Source organism: Klebsiella sp. HMSC25G12 (genome assembly GCF_001807705.1).
In the GTDB taxonomy this organism is placed as follows: Bacteria; Pseudomonadota; Gammaproteobacteria; order Enterobacterales; family Enterobacteriaceae; genus Klebsiella; species Klebsiella variicola.
The window spans coordinates 32,007-46,666 of record NZ_KV789910.1 but is presented as its reverse complement, the minus strand read 5'-3'; the positions used below and the strand labels follow the sequence as shown (position 1 = coordinate 46,666).

General features: G+C 59.0%; 11 protein-coding genes, 1 tRNA gene and 1 pseudogene. 3 read left to right on the top strand and 10 right to left on the bottom strand.

The window, feature by feature from the left end; translation table 11 throughout:
- The first annotated feature begins 24 nt into the window (after window positions 1-24).
- On the top strand, window positions 25-810 hold the full coding sequence (locus tag HMPREF3096_RS21105; protein WP_008807232.1) for a DsbA family protein: 786 nt from the start codon (window positions 25-27) through the stop codon (window positions 808-810).
- A 46-nt stretch (window positions 811-856) separates the two neighbouring features.
- Here the strand turns inward: HMPREF3096_RS21105 and pgaD are convergent, their stop codons facing one another.
- The 4 genes from pgaD to pgaA are packed head-to-tail and all read right to left on the bottom strand — an operon-like array spanning window position 857 to window position 7,098.
- The gene (gene pgaD / locus HMPREF3096_RS21100; protein ID WP_012543140.1) at window positions 857-1,306 is read right to left on the bottom strand and encodes a poly-beta-1,6-N-acetyl-D-glucosamine biosynthesis protein PgaD; all 450 of its coding nucleotides are present in this window, start codon (window positions 1,304-1,306) and stop codon (window positions 857-859) included.
- A complete protein-coding gene (pgaC, locus tag HMPREF3096_RS21095; RefSeq protein WP_008807230.1) occupies window positions 1,306-2,634 on the bottom strand; it encodes a poly-beta-1,6-N-acetyl-D-glucosamine synthase in 1,329 nt (442 codons plus the stop codon). The genes pgaD and pgaC overlap by 1 nt, the downstream gene beginning before the upstream one ends.
- Window positions 2,627-4,642, bottom strand: a complete 2,016-nt coding sequence (gene pgaB / locus HMPREF3096_RS21090; protein WP_012969134.1) for a poly-beta-1,6-N-acetyl-D-glucosamine N-deacetylase PgaB — start codon at window positions 4,640-4,642, stop codon at window positions 2,627-2,629. The genes pgaC and pgaB overlap by 8 nt, the downstream gene beginning before the upstream one ends.
- A gap of 8 nt (window positions 4,643-4,650) precedes the next feature.
- Window positions 4,651-7,098, bottom strand: a complete 2,448-nt coding sequence (gene pgaA, locus HMPREF3096_RS21085) for a poly-beta-1,6 N-acetyl-D-glucosamine export porin PgaA (protein ID WP_162822770.1) — start codon at window positions 7,096-7,098, stop codon at window positions 4,651-4,653.
- 632 nt (window positions 7,099-7,730) lie between these two features.
- Between pgaA and HMPREF3096_RS21080 the strand changes: the two genes are divergently transcribed.
- Entirely contained in the window at window positions 7,731-8,297 is a 567-nt protein-coding gene (locus HMPREF3096_RS21080) for a helix-turn-helix transcriptional regulator (RefSeq protein ID WP_012969132.1), read from the top strand.
- Here HMPREF3096_RS21080 and HMPREF3096_RS31575 read toward each other — a convergent pair.
- Window positions 8,295-8,423 (bottom strand): annotated as a pseudogene (locus HMPREF3096_RS31575) (hypothetical protein); the annotation flags it as partial. The gene HMPREF3096_RS21080 and the pseudogene HMPREF3096_RS31575 sit on opposite strands and share 3 nt — an antisense overlap.
- 119 nt (window positions 8,424-8,542) lie before the next feature.
- Here HMPREF3096_RS31575 and HMPREF3096_RS21075 point away from each other — a divergent pair.
- On the top strand, window positions 8,543-8,899 hold the full coding sequence (locus HMPREF3096_RS21075; protein WP_306047856.1) for a PerC family transcriptional regulator: 357 nt from the start codon (window positions 8,543-8,545) through the stop codon (window positions 8,897-8,899).
- Window positions 8,900-9,493: 594 nt separating this feature from the next.
- Here HMPREF3096_RS21075 and HMPREF3096_RS21070 read toward each other — a convergent pair.
- From HMPREF3096_RS21070 to cutA, 5 genes are all read right to left on the bottom strand, one after another.
- Window positions 9,494-9,569, bottom strand: a tRNA-Phe gene (locus HMPREF3096_RS21070).
- A gap of 115 nt (window positions 9,570-9,684) precedes the next feature.
- The gene (locus HMPREF3096_RS21065; protein ID WP_008807225.1) at window positions 9,685-11,772 is read right to left on the bottom strand and encodes a DUF1176 domain-containing protein; all 2,088 of its coding nucleotides are present in this window, start codon (window positions 11,770-11,772) and stop codon (window positions 9,685-9,687) included.
- A gap of 67 nt (window positions 11,773-11,839) precedes the next feature.
- Window positions 11,840-12,415 carry a transcriptional regulator gene (locus HMPREF3096_RS21060; protein WP_032731863.1) on the bottom strand — a complete coding sequence of 192 codons (576 nt, stop codon included), beginning with the start codon at window positions 12,413-12,415 and terminating at the stop codon, window positions 11,840-11,842.
- Between the two features lie 35 nt (window positions 12,416-12,450).
- A complete protein-coding gene (locus tag HMPREF3096_RS21055; RefSeq protein ID WP_032731744.1) occupies window positions 12,451-14,247 on the bottom strand; it encodes a protein-disulfide reductase DsbD in 1,797 nt (598 codons plus the stop codon).
- Complete coding sequence (gene cutA, locus HMPREF3096_RS21050) at window positions 14,223-14,546, bottom strand: divalent cation tolerance protein CutA (RefSeq protein WP_008807222.1); 324 nt, start codon at window positions 14,544-14,546, stop codon at window positions 14,223-14,225. Before cutA ends, HMPREF3096_RS21055 begins: the two co-directional genes overlap by 25 nt.
- Window positions 14,547-14,660: the final 114 nt, after the last annotated feature.

Sequence of the window (14,660 nt, the reverse complement as noted above, 5' to 3'; positions counted from 1 at the left end):
TCACTTATCGCAAGGATCCCCACTATGTCTGGCCACAAGAAATACCTCTCTGTCGCCCTGCTGAGCGCTGTCTTACTGCCGGCGATGGCCTCTGCCGCTGACGCGCCGGCGACCTTCACCCCGGAACAGGAGGCGAAAATCGGCAAAATCGCCGCCGACTACCTGGTCGCCCACCCGGAAGTCCTCCTGCAGGCGAGCCAGAAATTGCAGCAAATACAGGCTGAACAGCAGGCCAGCGCGGCCACTCAGGCAGTGCTGAAAAACGCGGCTGTATTGACCCAGGATAAAAATACCCCGACCTACGGCCCGGCCAACGGCAAAGTCACGGTGATCGAATTCTTCGACTACCAGTGCGTGTACTGCAGCCGTCTGGCGCCGGTGATGGAGCAGGTGATTAAAGCGCACCCGCAGACCCGTTTCGCCTTTAAAGAGTGGCCGATTTTCGGCGGCCGCTGGGAAAGCTCGCTGGAGGCGGCAAAAACCGGCCTGCAGATCTATCAGCAGAAAGGGGCGGATGCCTATCTGGCCTACCATAACGGGATTTACGCTACCGGCCATAACGAAGGTAAGCTGACGACGGCGGATATCCAGCAGCAGGCGAAGAAAGCCGGCTTTGATGCGAAGAAGGCCACCGACGTCGAACCGGTGCTGCAGAGCATTAACGATCTGGCGCAGGAGATTGGTCTGAGCGGCACGCCGGGCGTGATCGTGATGCCGACCACCGGCGCCACGGAAGCCAGCATCACCGTCTTCCCGGGGCTGGCGGATCAGGCCTCGCTGGAAGCCGCCATCAAAAAAGCCGGCGGCTGATCCACGGCGTCGTAACCCATACAGGCCGCCGACGGCGGCCTTGCTCTCATGCGCGATCGCTCTCTTCCTGCGGCGGCGGTAACGCGTGGCTTTTTAAATCAATAATCTGCCCGATTTGATCGTGGTAAACGGTGAGCAAATTATAGCGGCTCATCTCCGAGATAATTTGCGGCGCAACGTTAAAGCTGCTCGCCAGCTCATCATGTCGCAGGGTGAGCACCGCGGTATGATGCCGGGTGCGAGCGCGGCGCCGGTTGTAATGATACCAGAGGATCAACAGCCAGCCGTTCAGCGCGGCAATCAGCAGATACACCAGCGCCGTATTCAGTGAAGCCATCAGCGACTCCCAGCGCGGAGAGGGCGGCGCGATGAACTGCATCAGCAAATTGGCGTACAGAAAGAACAGAAAACCGAGCCAGGCCAGCAGCGTTAAACCGGCGTCGACCAGCCGGGGCAGCACACGGTGTTCGGTTAAGATGAGCGTATTTTCATTCATCACAGGCTTCCTTTTCCCCGGTCCGGACTCACCCAGCGCGCGCGGGAACGTTGACGTTTCACCATCACTTTCGGAAAAGCGACCAGCGTGGTCAGCAGGCCGATCATCCAGTAGACCATCGGGAACCAGATCACCCAGAACAGTGATTTGGCGACCTTTTTCTCGTAGCGTCGCTCGATATACAGACTGGCGACGAACTGCAGCAGGCACATCACGCCAAGCAGCATGCCGGTGAACTCCGGCGGAAACAGGCTGTGCACCGCCAGATTGTCAGGCAGCGGCATCAGGCGGCTGAGGATAAACAGCAGAATGGTAACCGCGTAGGCAAAGGCCCACAGCGTGGAGCAGGCATACTCCAGAAACAGCGGCCACATCCGATGATGCTCCCAGTGAAACAGGCGACGGAGGTTGACCAGAAAAACCTCCGCGCCGCCCTGCGCCCAGCGCAGACGCTGCTTCCATAACCCTTTGAGGGTCTCCGGCATCAGGATCCAGCACAGCGCCCGCGGCTCGAAAAAGATGTCCCAGTGGCGGAGCTGAAGCTTCCAGCTGATATCAATATCTTCGGTGATCATATCCGGGCTCCAGTAGCCGACGTCCGCCAGCGCCTGGCGCCGGAAGGCGGCAATCACACCGGAGACGGTAAAGACCCGGCCATAGATCCGCTGCGTCCGCTTGATAAGCCCAATGATCGACGAGAACTCACCCACCTGAATGCGGCCGATCAGCGTGGATCGGGTGCGGATCCGCGGATTGCCGGTGACCGCCCCGACGTGCGGATAGTGGATCAACGGCGCGACCAGCCAGGCCGCGGTATCCCGGTCCAGCAGGGCGTCGCCATCGATGCAGACCAGCAGATCGCCGCGGGCGGCGGCGGCGCCTGCTTTGAGCGCTACCGCTTTTCCCTGATTGGCGGCAAGGTGGATCACCCGCAGCCTCGGCTCCTCCTGCGCCAGCTGCTGGAGCACCTGGGCGGTGTTGTCCGAAGAGCCGTCGTTAATGGCGATCACTTCGAGATTGGCGTAACGCTGGGCCAGCGCCGCGCTGATGGTTTCCCGAGCGTTTTTCTCCTCGTTAAAACAAGGGATCAGGATCGAAATCAGCGGATTGCCCGGCAGCGTCGGCGGCGGGGTATCCTCCCCCCACGGCCAGTGGCGTTCCAGCTGAAACCAGAAATAAAGGCCCCCGGTGATCCACAGCACTGACATAAACAGCGGCCAGAAGAAGACAAAGTCGAGGATAAGCTCGCCGGTAAATACCGCTGCGACGCCTAACGGCAGCCCGAATACGAGGCATAAAATGCACAATGCGATAATGCGATCAGTCATGGTCAGGGTACCACCAGGAAGAAAATTGCGGCCTGATACGGGAGATATCAGGCTGGTTGTTAATAAAATCGTCAGGGTAGTAGCCGTAGTTTTTGACGCCGTTCAGCCGCAGCAAACGCATCCAGTCCGCCAGCTGCTGGTCGGGAATGGCGTTTTGCTGGCGTCGGTTCCAGTCTCGGGCCTGCAGTTCAAAGATGGTTTTCTTCAGCGCGCCCGGGTGGCTGGCGACGGCCTGGACCAGCCGCGTCAGCCAGGCCTGGCTGGCGTCAATCGGTACGGACTCCATCAGCGGCATCGCCATGGGTACCGTCCAGTCATAGGCGGCAAGGAAGTCATCCAGATTCTGCGCGAACCAGGCTTCGCTCTGCGGCTCCAGGATCGGCAGGGCGAAGAGATTACGCGCCGTTTTCACCTGCGGGCCGCGGATGGCCTGCACCGCCTGGCGTAGATCCAGAGTGAAGCGGGTCAGGGTTTGGCTTTTGAAACGCATCCATGCCTGGCGCTCTTGCGGACGTTGGGGCACCGGGCCGGCATCGTGCCCCAGACCCGTCTGCCGCCAGGCGGCGACCGCCTCCGGGCTCACGTCTTCAAAATCGGTCAGCACGGCGTCATCGTGAAACAGAATCCCGCTGAAGCTGGCGTGCCGGGCCAGATCTTCGTAGATGTCGGTGATCTGCTGGCGAACCCGGGGATCCCAGGGCGACAGGCGAACGTACGGCTGGCGGGCAAGTAACGCCTTCCCGGTTTGCGGATCCCAGCGCTGAACGCGCGGCAGATCGGACGAGAGATCGAAGGCCAGCACCGGCATCCAGGCATAGACCTTCACCCCGCCGCGGGTCTGCAACTGCCAGGAGACGAAGTTAAACAGGTCGGCGCGCATCGGCAGCCAGCGGTTGGGGAAATAGAGCGACTTGACCGTGCCGTCGCCTTGCGGGTCGGAAAAGGCCTGCAGAAAGACATGGCTGATTTTCATGTCATAGACGCGCTGCACCAGCTTATCGATATTTTTCGCCTGCTGGACGGGATTGGGGTCATAGACATAGTCCAGATCCACATGCATCACCCGAACAGGATCGGCTTCCTGAATCTGGGTTACGGCGTTGGCAAAGGCCTTGATCGACGGGTTACCGGCGATCAGCATGCGCGGAATATTGTCCAGATCTTTCACATTGCCCAGGCCGTCGTTCAGCGTAAACGCCAGCTGATACCCCTGCTGTTTGGCGATAGCCAGGGTGCTGCCGCTGGCGGCGCCATAGGGCCACACCCAGGCGCGCGGCGCTTTCCCGGCGACCTCGTGGATTTTCGCCGTCACTTTCTGCACGTCATCGGCCATGCGCCGGGTAAACTGCGCGTCGCTTTCATAGCGGCCGGTGGTTTTATCCCAGCCGCGGTTGGCGGCGGCGGGCTCGCGGCTGCCCTGCGGATTGGCCGGCAGACCGTAGTGCGAGGCCCAGGTGTGCGCGCCGATCTCCACCAGCGGCGAGCGGCTGAGCTCGCGCACCATCTCCCAGGTAGCGAAGCGCTCGCGCGGCGTCATCAGGCCGCCAAAATTAACGGGCTGGCCAGCGGGAGTGTCCACCCAGCTGCCCACCGGCGCCCACAGCGCCGGAACATTCCAGGCTTTAAGTAGCGGCCAGACGCGGGTGTAAAAGCTGCTATAGCCATCGTCGAAGCTGAGAAGAAAAGCCTTGGCCGGCAGCGGCTTAACGCCATGGTGTGCATCGAGAATGTCCTGGACGCTCACCGCATGGTACCCGTGATGCAGCAGCCAGGCGATCTGTTCGTTGAGCGCACTGGTGCGCACTGAAAGATAACGCTGGTCGGCGGCATCGTCTTCGACGTCATGGTAGGCCAGCACCAGAAAGCGATCCGCCGGCCAGGGTTGATTGGCCTCCGGTTGGGGGCGCTGCTGCGGGGCGAGGAAGGGGACTTCCTCAGCACGCACGCTGAAGATAAGGCACAGCCAGACGAGAAGCATCAGGCCGTTGCGCAGGGTCGTGTTCAGCATGGTCATCCTTAAAACCGTATATTTGCATCAAGAGTGATGGCGAGGTTGTTTTCGCGTTTACCGTCGTAGGGGCGTTTGTCCCAGTTCAGCATCACCCCGGTGTCGACGACGTTGTTCCAGCGCAGGCGCTGCCCATAACCCAGCACCGTGATCGCCCCGGCGGCGTGATTTTTTTGCCAGTAGCTGCCGCCGCCGGCGAGCAGCTGCTGGCTCCAGACGGTGTCATAGCGCTGGTAAAGCGTGTGATCGACGGCCAGCGCCGCGGTGGCGGCGAGGTCCCGTGCCGGACTGTAGTAGGCGGTGTCGGTGCGGCTATTGGCGCTGGCCGACAGACCGGGCTGCAGATCCAGCGTTAACCACGGCGTCTGCCAGAGGCGCTCTTTACCGGAGAGGGTGTACTCCTGGCGGCGGTTGCGATCGGTAAACCGGCTGGCGGCCACGCTGACGCGGTATTCCCGGCGTTCGTTTTGATACCAGCGCAGCCAGCCTTCGCCGCGGTTGGCGCTGACGCCGTTGCGTAACGCGCGCAGCGGAGTCTGCTGCGAAATCCGCTCCAGTTCGCCGCCCAGCTGCCAGCGATCGCTGACGTCGTGGGCGGCGGAAAGGCGGACGCCGGGCTTGTTCTCGCCGTGAAAATTGACGCTGGAGAGTTCAAGCTCGCCCCAGTAGTCGCGCGGGCGCCATTCAACGCCGGCGAACAGCTGGCGACGGCTGCCTTTCCCCTCTTCAAAATTGCCTTCAGCGAAGCGGTGCCCGCCGAACAACCGCCAGCTGTCGGCTAGCGGCGGGCTGTAGATCGCCGTCTCAAAACTGAGGTCGTGGGTGCCGCTCACCGGGTTGTCGGAGTGCAGCCCTTTGCCAACGCTCAGGCGAAGTTCGGAAAGATGATGGACCTCGCGCGCTCTGGCCAGGCGCTGGGTATTCAGATCCCGTGGCGAGCGGGCGACGACGTCGTCAGTCAGCAGATCCATTTGCCGCCACTCCTGCAGATCGAGGGCGACCCAGGCCTGCTGGCGCTCCAGCTGCAGGCTGGCGGGTTCCAGAGATTCCGCTGCTTTTAGCTGGCTTTCGGCGGCTCGCGGTAGCCCTCTGTCCTGCAGAAGGGCGGCATAATCTATCTGCAGGCCCTGATTGCCGGGGGCCGTTGCCGCCAGGCGCTGCATCCGGGCTTCGGCCTGCGGCAGGGCGTTGGTGGCCGCTAAATAGTGCACGTTAAGCGACTGTGCAGTGAGCCAGTCGTCATTCGGCTGCGGCGTCGGCGAACCGTAGAGACGACGGATGTAGGGTGCATTCCGGGTGAAGCGGGCGACATACTGTTGCGCCGCCGGGTACTGACCGGTGTCCAGCAGGGCGTAGAAAAGCTCGTGTTCCTCATTCTGTTGGCTTGTCAGCCACGAGGGATGCTGGTGAATAAGCGTCAGCGCAGGCTCAATTTGCTTAAGGGCGATATAAGAGGAGATGACCCAGCCGATGGCCCAGTCGGGAACGGTCTGCTGCTGCGCGATGAGATTTTGGTATTCACGGATGACCTGCGCGTAATCTGCATTGGCGTACAGCGCACCCAGACGATCAATGCGCGCCCGGATGATGTCGGGCGCAGCCTGTGGGTCGGGGTGCCAGGCGGCAATCATCGCGTCATACTGCGTGAGCGCCGTGCGGGCCAGCGCGTAACGCGCGTTTTCTTCGCGGGAAGGGGTATCGGCAAGGCGCACCAGTTCGGCGGCGGCGTTCAACTGCAGATTGCGCTTTTCCGCAGGCGTCAGTTCGACGCTATCCGCCAGGCCGAGAGCAGGGGAATCGATCCGGTTGCGGGTCAGGGTCGCCATCAGGCTGGCCAGCGCGGCTTTGTTTTGCGGCTCACGATCGAGGATCTGCGTGTCCACCAACAGCTGGTCCCAGCTTTTGCCAAGCCGCAGGTAGACATAAGAGAGCGTCTGCAGGTGGGCAACGCTCGCCTGCTCCGCTACCAGGCGACGCGCTTCGCTGAGCGCCTCGCCGTCCTTGCGGGCATCGGCCAGCGTTTTGATATAGCCGATACGATAATCGTCACTGTCAGGGGCCTGGCTGAGAGCCTGCTGCCAGAGGGTGAGCGAGGCTTGCCACTGTTTCTGGTTACGCAGGGCCTGTGCCGCCGCGGCGGTACCGCGTGCGGGAAGCGGCATATAAACCTGATAGCGTCGCCAGACTTTCACCACTTCATCGTCCTGGCCGGCCCAGAGAGCTACCTGCAGCCAGTCCGCCACCTGAGAAGGGGTTAAGGCATGCCGCAGCTGGTACTGCTGAAGATAAGAGAGAAAGGGGGCGTACTGGCCTTGACGCGCTTGCAGGATCTGCTGGTCATAGAGCGAGTCTGCTCCCTGAACCAGCGCCGGGAAGAGCAAAAGCAAGCCGATTGACAGCGAGAGTTTCGTGTTGCGATTAAACAATAACGTATTTGAATAAGGTGATCTTTCCATTTCTATTTGCCATATGTTCATCAAGAATCCATTGCACAACACGACCGTCCTTTGACGGTGAGTTAAAGGATGAGGATGGTCCCATTTAGCTGACTGGCACTGCGGGTGAATGACTTATTGCAAAGTAATAAACATATCTCCTGTCGATAATTGAATGGATAATTTATACCCGATACGGCAGCGGATAAATATGAGTAAATGATGAGCTGCGTTTTAAGATAATTCTGTAAAATCGACTTAATTCGAGCGGCGTTGTTGAAGTTGATTTCTTTAACTTACTGAAATAAATAAAAAAGAAAGAGGGTTGGAATTTTGTTTCAAAATTGATGTGCTGCTTATATTGTGAAGAGGTTGGTGGTTTTCACTGGATATTTAAGATGATTTCTGACAAAAATTCTCAATGCCAAAAAAAGCATCTTTTCTGTGGTTTTTTTTTATTTATAATTAATCCGTTTATTTTCCATCAGAACGCAAGGAGGGTTTTCACAGCCAGAGTCAGATGCCGCGCTAATGATAAATCACAGGTCTCGTTATTTTTACCGCCATGCGAAGCGTCCAAAGGGGGAAGGAAAACGTCTGGTTGACGAGAATTTGTTGATTAAATGTTAAAGGGACGATTTGTGGCAACTTCAATGATATTGGTTACTCAGGATTACTATCTTTTTCAAGGGGTTAAGAATTTCTTTCCTGATATCATTCAGTTAGATTCTAGCGGAAAAACGATTTTAGATAATGAGGTTGATGAGGTCTCTCTGCTGGTTGATAGCCGTTCGCCGCTTTGTCATTACGATTACCTGGTGATGGAGGCGGCACAATCCAGAAAGCGAATATGTTGTATCGTCCTCGATATGCGCCATCGGGAAGAGCATTTACTGAGTCTGAAATCGTTTTTAAACATGTCATTATCACCCGCCGATATGGCGACATTATTTGGGCTTTTTCTGGAGATGAAGAGCAAGCGGCTGACCAAAGAGTGGTTTGACGATCTGCGCTTAAGTTTGTCTGAACAGTTAATGCTACGTTTGCTTGGGGCGGGTATGACCATGGAGGAGGTGGCGGTGAATCTGAATACCTCGGTAAAAAGCCTTTACCGGAAGCGCACTGCGCTTTATGAGCGACTGGGGTTAGATAATTTTAATGAAGCCTGCTTATTTATCTTCAGAAATAAACTGCTGGAGCACTCCGTTAGGTCGCCATGAGGCTTGGTTGTACAGGGAGTGGATGACATCGCAAGGTATTTGATAACGGAAATATAATAAATTAAATAGCTATTGATAGGTACAACCGTCGATACCGTCCGGTATCCATGGCGGCGTTCGACATATAATTCCGGAGCTCTTTGGAAGTAATTACCGCGAATGCGGTTTGCTATGCACAGCGATTATTATAATGAATATATTCCTTGCGCTGCACAGGAATAGTTTTGTCATAAATTAACTCTACCATGGTATTCCGGCTCAGGTGTCGGAATACCATGGGATATCGTGAAAGCATCAGAGGAGCGAGGTGGATGAGAATAAGGGACAGTATTGCTGAACGGTTAGAGGCGAGTGGGCTCTACCGTCGGGCGGCATCCAGATGGATTGAGGTGATGCAGCGCTGCCTGAACGATGATGACAGAGAGTGGATCCGTCACCATCGTAATCAGTGTCTGAAAAAGGCGCAACGTCCGCCAGCGCCGAAAGAGGAGTTTGCCGACCTGCACCAGGCGGCCAAAGAGACACAATATCGCATGGGTATCGCGAAGCCCTATGGCGAAGCGTTCAGGCTGCCCGGCAAAGGGAAAACGGCCGCCGAGTAATCCCTTTCTTCATGGCGTTTGCCTGACGGCTTCGTCTTATCCGGCCTGCGTTTGCGCAGGCGTTTCCTCATCCCTCAGGCCTGTGCAAGCGCAGCGCCGCCTGGAGATACACATCAGACGCCGTACCCGCGGTTGTGCCGGATGGCGGCATAAATGCCTTATCCGGCCTACGGGTCCCCCCGCAGGCTCAAACAGCGTAGGCCCGCGCAAGCGCAGCGCCGCCGGGCGATACACATCAGACGCCGTACCTGCGGTTGTGCCGGATGGCGGCATAAATGCCTTATCCGACCTACGGGTCCTCCACAGGTTCAAACAGCGTAGGCCCGCGCAAGCGCAGCGCCGCCGGGTAGGGGATCATAGAGTGGAGTTCGATGGAGAGTCCGGATGCAGAAAAGCAAAAACCCGCCTTTTGGGCGGGTTCTTTAAATAGTGGTGCCCGGACTCGGACTAACGCCGCAGGCGTTGAACAGCGCGCTTGTCGCGCTGGCCCCGAAGGGGTGAGCCGCTGTGCGGCGAATAATCGAATGGAGTTCGATGGAGAGTCCGGTCGTAGAAAAGCAAAAACCCAGCCATGGGCTGGGTTCTCTGAATAAGTGGTGCCCGGACTCGGAATCGAACCAAGGACACGGGGATTTTCAATCCCCTGCTCTACCGACTGAGCTATCCGGGCAACGGGGCGCATTAAACCGTAATCCGCCCACCCCGTCAACCAAATTTCTTAAATTACTTATCGATTGCTTATCTTTGCGGCAATTCTGCGTTCAAAGGCGCGTTTTGGCTTAACTTCACTGCATGCCGTTATCACCCTCGCGGGTTTTCCAGCCGCTGGTAATGGCGATTACGTGGCGCAACCCGGAGATAATATAATCGCCAATGACCTCTTCATCCTCGCGCGGGGAGCTCAGCGTAATTTCCGCATCCACGCCGTGGCGATAGGCGCCATGGTGGCTAAAAATAGTGCCGATATAGCACTTCCCGTTCAGCCAGACCGGAATATAGGCCACTGTCTCATAGATATAGTTGATGGCGACGCCGCTGTAGTAGTTATCCGCCTCGTCGGCGGAGGTGCCCGGTGGGATGGGGCAGATCGGCGCATCGTTGTCGCTGACGGGTTTGTCTTTCAGCAGGCTGCCCTGCATGACCTCCAGCGAACGCAGCAGATCCACTTTATCGCTGTCGCTGAGGGGTGGGGTTAACGGCTGGTCTTTCTCCGGGGAGCGGATGCTGTTCAGCGTATAGCGATAGCGAACCGTCACCGCGGGCGTCTGGCTCGCAGTGCTGAACGGGCGCAGCAGGTAGAGATTATCTTCGCCAAACTGGCCGTTGTACCACAGGGCATACACCTGACCGTTGATTTTGACCCAGTGGTTCCATTGGTTAGCCCCGCGGCCATTGATAGAAAAGAGGGCGCCGGGCACCCCGGCATCGAAATCATCGCCGTTATCACTGTCGCTGCCGTCGACGGCGGCAAAGTCATTATCGCCGCGCCGGAGCACCCCGGTGTAGCTGAAGAGCCCGGTGCCGCCCACGTAGCTGTCGATGATCAGATCGCGTTTGCCGTCACCGTCGAGATCGATCAGGGTAAAGCTGACTTTACCGTTTTCTGAATCTGCGCTGATCGAGGAGCGCAGAAACGCCTGCCACTCGTCATCGCTGATATCCGGGGAAGGTTTGCTGGTCGAAACCAGGGTGTCATCGGCGTAGGTGAGCGTGAAGTCGGTAATATGGCCGGTTAACGGAAACTGCTCGGCGACCTTATTCAGCGACAATTCTGGATCGCTTTTTTGCGCTTTTAACACTGCGTTATACAGCGTGCGCAGGGCGAGGTTATCCGCCTCTTTCTGCTGCCTGGGGATCACCTGGCTGACAAAGGTCGGCAGCATCCAGGTGCCGCCGGGGGTGATTTCCCGACACATACCGGTGCTGTACTTCAGGCTGGGGGTAAAGGTTTTACCGTCCCAGACGCGGGTTTCGCCGGTTAGGCAGTCGGCAATGCCCCGTTCTTTGTGCAAAAAGACGATAGTGCCGTTGGCGTAGCTCGAGGCCTCGGTGGTCAGCAACCGTGGCTTGTTCAGCTGGGCGTTATCGACCAGCCACAGCGCATAGCCGTCGTTATAGGGCGCTCGCCAGCAGAGCGCCTGCACCAGAGAATGGGTTTTATCCAGCGCGGTCAGCGTGATCTGGCGCTCTGCCGCCGGGATGGCCGGGTTCTGCCAGTCGTCACAGCGCTGGTTCAGCAGCGGCGTCAGGGAGGGCAGCAGCTTCTGGCGCTGAAGTATGCTCAGCGCCACCGGCTGCGCGTTATGGATCACCGGGGCGGCGATAATCTCCGGGGCGGCAGTGGCTGGCAAAATGGCATCGTCGCCGGCATCGCCTTTATCCAGCAGCGCGTCGGCGGTGCCGGTGCGTCGCTGAAACGCATCCATTTTACCCAGTACCTCGCGGCTGCCGGCGCTGGAAAGCGGCAGGTGCTGGCCGTTAAGGGTGAATTCGATTTTGCGCTGATTCGCCAGGGCCTGTAGCAGGGCGGCAGTCTGATCGCTGTCCAGACGGAAGTGGCTGTCGTCCTGGGCGTCCAGCGCGCCAAGATCCCGGTCGTCGATCAGCAGGCTGGCGGTGGAGTCGGCGGGGATATCGTGCTCGATTTGCGCAAAGGTGGCCGTGGCGGCGAGGCGCTGTTCGCTGCCGGCGTTGCGGGTCAACAGCACGCTGACCTCGCCCATGCGGACGCCGTAACCCGCCGCCCGGCAGGTGCCAGTGTTATCGCAGGCGAGCTCCCAGTCTTTTTGCGTAAAGGAAAAACCTTGCAGGGGAGCCGCCAGCAGAGGTGTGGAGCACAGCCCCAGCCAGGCAGCCCAGAAGAACGCGCGCATATCAATCCCTGTCAGCAATCAGTGAGGGGGAAATTATAGGCGCGACGTGGCGGTTAGGATATCAGAATCAGGTTAAGGCGCCGCCCATACGACACTGGGCGAAGCGCAGAATATCTTCTGCCAGCCGCCGGGCCGTATCCACATCCGTCTGGCTACGCTTGATCAGCAGACGGCTCAGGCAGCCCTCGACGATCAGCTCCATCTGTTTAGCGACCATTTCCGGGTCATCCACCTCCAGCTGAGTCAGCAGCTCATGAGTATAGGCCAGCGAAGCCTGCTTCTGCTGTTCCGCCAGCTGGTGAATGGGGTGCTGGGGATCGGGATAGAAGGTGCAGGCGGCGATAAACAGACAGCCGGGGTAGCGGTGGTTACTAACGCAGGTGGTGAGCGCGGCATAGCGTGCCAGCAGCTTTTGCTCTGCGCTTAAGGTGTCGTCCAGCAGCAACTGTCGGCGCCAGGCATCCACCTGCTGGCTCAGATAGCGAAGCGCGTCGTACAGCAGCGCTTCGCTATCGGGCCAGAAGCGTTTCAGGTCGCTCGTCGGACAGGACACGCGCTCAGCGACCATCTCCAGCGACGTGTTGGCGATACCTTCAATTTCAAGAATTTTAATGGCTTCTGCCAGGACGTCTTCACGTAGCACGGTGTTCTCCTCCATCTTTCCTCCTAAAGTGTCGCTCACGCTTGCCAATCGCGCAAATGGGCGCTGAATGCCGCGGCATCCATAAAGCCGGTGACTCGCCGCTCAGGCTGTTCCTGACCCTCAGCGTTGAAGAACAAGATCGTCGGCAGACCGAGCACCTGCAGGTGTTTCAGCAGCGCGACGTCTTGCGGGCTGTTCTTCGTCACATCAATCTGTAATAACACGGTGCCTTTCAGCGCCTGCTGCACGTCAGGTGAACTAAAGGTGTATTTTTCAAACTCTTTGCACGCCACGCACCAGTCGGCGTAAAGATCGAGCATCACCGGTTGGCCTTTTGCCTGCGCCAGCGCCTGGTTAAGCTCGGCCACCGAGTTGACGCGGGTGAACGTCAGATGCGCCTGCTGCTCGACTGCCGGAGCGCCAAATGCCCAGTCCTGCAGGGGCCGCGCGCTGACCAGCGCGGCAGCAAGCAGGATGATTTGTACCAGCCGCATCCACGGCCGGGTAGCGCCCAGCGAGGTGATAAACGCCCAGCTGAAGAAGGCGACGCCAAGCATTGACCACAGACGTAATCCCCACGGGTCGCCGACAATGCGCTCCAGCAGGAAAACGGGCAGAGCCAGGATCACGAACCCGAAGGCGGTCTTCACATGGCTCATCCACGGGCCGCTCTTCGGCAGCAGACGGTTGCCAAATACGGTGACGAGGATCAATGGCAGGCCCATGCCCAGCGCGTAGAGGTACAGCGTGCCGCCGCCCAACCAGAGATTACCGCTCTGGGCGATATACAACAGGATGGCGCTCAGCGGCGCGGTGGTGCAGGGGGAGCAGATCAGCCCGGCAATGGCGCCCATCGCAAAGACCCCGCCGGGCGAGCCGCCCTGGCGCTTATTGCTGAGCAGCGCCAGCCGCGTCTGCAGCGACGAGGACAACTGGAGCGTGAACAGGCCGAACATGGAGAGCGCCAGCAGAATAAATACCACCGACAGTCCCGCCAGAACATACGGGTGCTGCAGGGCCGCCTGGAACTGCAGACCGGCGGCGGCCACCACCAGCCCCAGCGCGGTGTAGGTTAAGGCCATCCCCTGGACGTAAATAAAGGCCAGCAACAGGGCGCGCGCGGTGGAAAGCCGCTGCTTTCCGCCCAGCACAATGCCGGAAATCAGCGGGTACATCGGCAGCACGCAGGGGGTGAAGGCGATACCAATACCTATCAGCAGCGCCCACAGCGCCGTAAAGGGCAGGCGGGCAGGCGTGTCTGCAGGCGGCACTGCGGCAGGCTCAGGTGATGTGGCGAGCTCCGGGGCCGGTCGCGGCTCAACCGGCAGCGGCGGGTTGAACGCCGGACGGCTGCTCGTCGACGGCATGGGCTCGATGGCGGTTGCCTGGCCGTCGGCAGAAGTCGCCAGCACGGCGCTCAGCGGGATCACTTTGGTTTCCGGTGGATAACAGAATCCGGCATCGGCGCAGCCCTGCCAGGTGACGGTGAGGGTGGCGTCTTTCTCCGCCTGCTTCACCGTGACCGGCACGGTCAGGCGCTGGCGGAAAATCTCGCTTTTGCCGTAAAACTCATCTTGATGCCACTCTCCTGCCGGGAGCGCCGGTTCGTCGATCGTCGCCCCGGCGGCGCGAAAGGTAAACTGTTGACGATAAAGATAGTAACCATCCTTGATTTGCCAGCTCAGGTTGACATCGTGCTGTTGCTGCTGAAAGTCAAAGGCAAAAGCCTGGTCAGCAGGCACGAAGTTCGAGCGCCCCGGCGCGTCGAATAACCCGGCGGTGGCTGACGTGCTGCACAGCAGCAGGATCAGCGTAATGATGCGGTAAGCCATGAGAGGTAATCGTTGTCTCCATGAATGACGGGCAGAACCAGCAGTTCAGGGGTTTGATACGGGTGGTGAGACTTCAGGCAATCCAGCAGCGCCTGCTGATGGGCAAGGTCGGTTTTGAGCAGCATCTGAACTTCATACTCCTGCTCGAGTTTCCCTTCCCAGTAATAGAGCGAGGTGGCGCCCGGCAGCAGCGTGGCACAGGCGGCCAGCTTGTCCGCCAGGGCTTTTGCCGCCAGATCCTGGGCGGTCGCTTCATCCGGCGCGGTACAGAGCACAACAACAGCATCAGGCGTAGTCATCATGAACCTCGTATCAGCGAAAAGAGGCACTATAGCACGCAAGATGCGGGGATATTAGCGTCACGATCGGGGTAGGGGAGGGAAACGGGCGGCGGGCCCGCGCGGGGCCCGCCG

Bases quoted from the DNA above. Each gene is read 5' to 3' on its own strand.
- cutA (WP_008807222.1), bottom strand. From the start codon at position 14,546: ATGACTACGCCTGATGCTGTTGTTGTGCTCTGTACCGCGCCGGATGAA.
- pgaB (WP_012969134.1), bottom strand. From the start codon at position 4,642: ATGCTGAACACGACCCTGCGCAACGGCCTGATGCTTCTCGTCTGGCTG.
- pgaA (WP_162822770.1), bottom strand. From the start codon at position 7,098: ATGGAAAGATCACCTTATTCAAATACGTTATTGTTTAATCGCAACACG.
- pgaD (WP_012543140.1), bottom strand. From the start codon at position 1,306: ATGAATGAAAATACGCTCATCTTAACCGAACACCGTGTGCTGCCCCGG.
- HMPREF3096_RS21080 (WP_012969132.1), top strand. From the start codon at position 7,731: ATGATATTGGTTACTCAGGATTACTATCTTTTTCAAGGGGTTAAGAAT.
- HMPREF3096_RS21055 (WP_032731744.1), bottom strand. From the start codon at position 14,247: ATGGCTTACCGCATCATTACGCTGATCCTGCTGCTGTGCAGCACGTCA.
- pgaC (WP_008807230.1), bottom strand. From the start codon at position 2,634: ATGACTGATCGCATTATCGCATTGTGCATTTTATGCCTCGTATTCGGG.
- HMPREF3096_RS21075 (WP_306047856.1), top strand. From the start codon at position 8,543: ATGGTATTCCGGCTCAGGTGTCGGAATACCATGGGATATCGTGAAAGC.
- HMPREF3096_RS21105 (WP_008807232.1), top strand. From the start codon at position 25: ATGTCTGGCCACAAGAAATACCTCTCTGTCGCCCTGCTGAGCGCTGTC.
- HMPREF3096_RS21065 (WP_008807225.1), bottom strand. From the start codon at position 11,772: ATGCGCGCGTTCTTCTGGGCTGCCTGGCTGGGGCTGTGCTCCACACCT.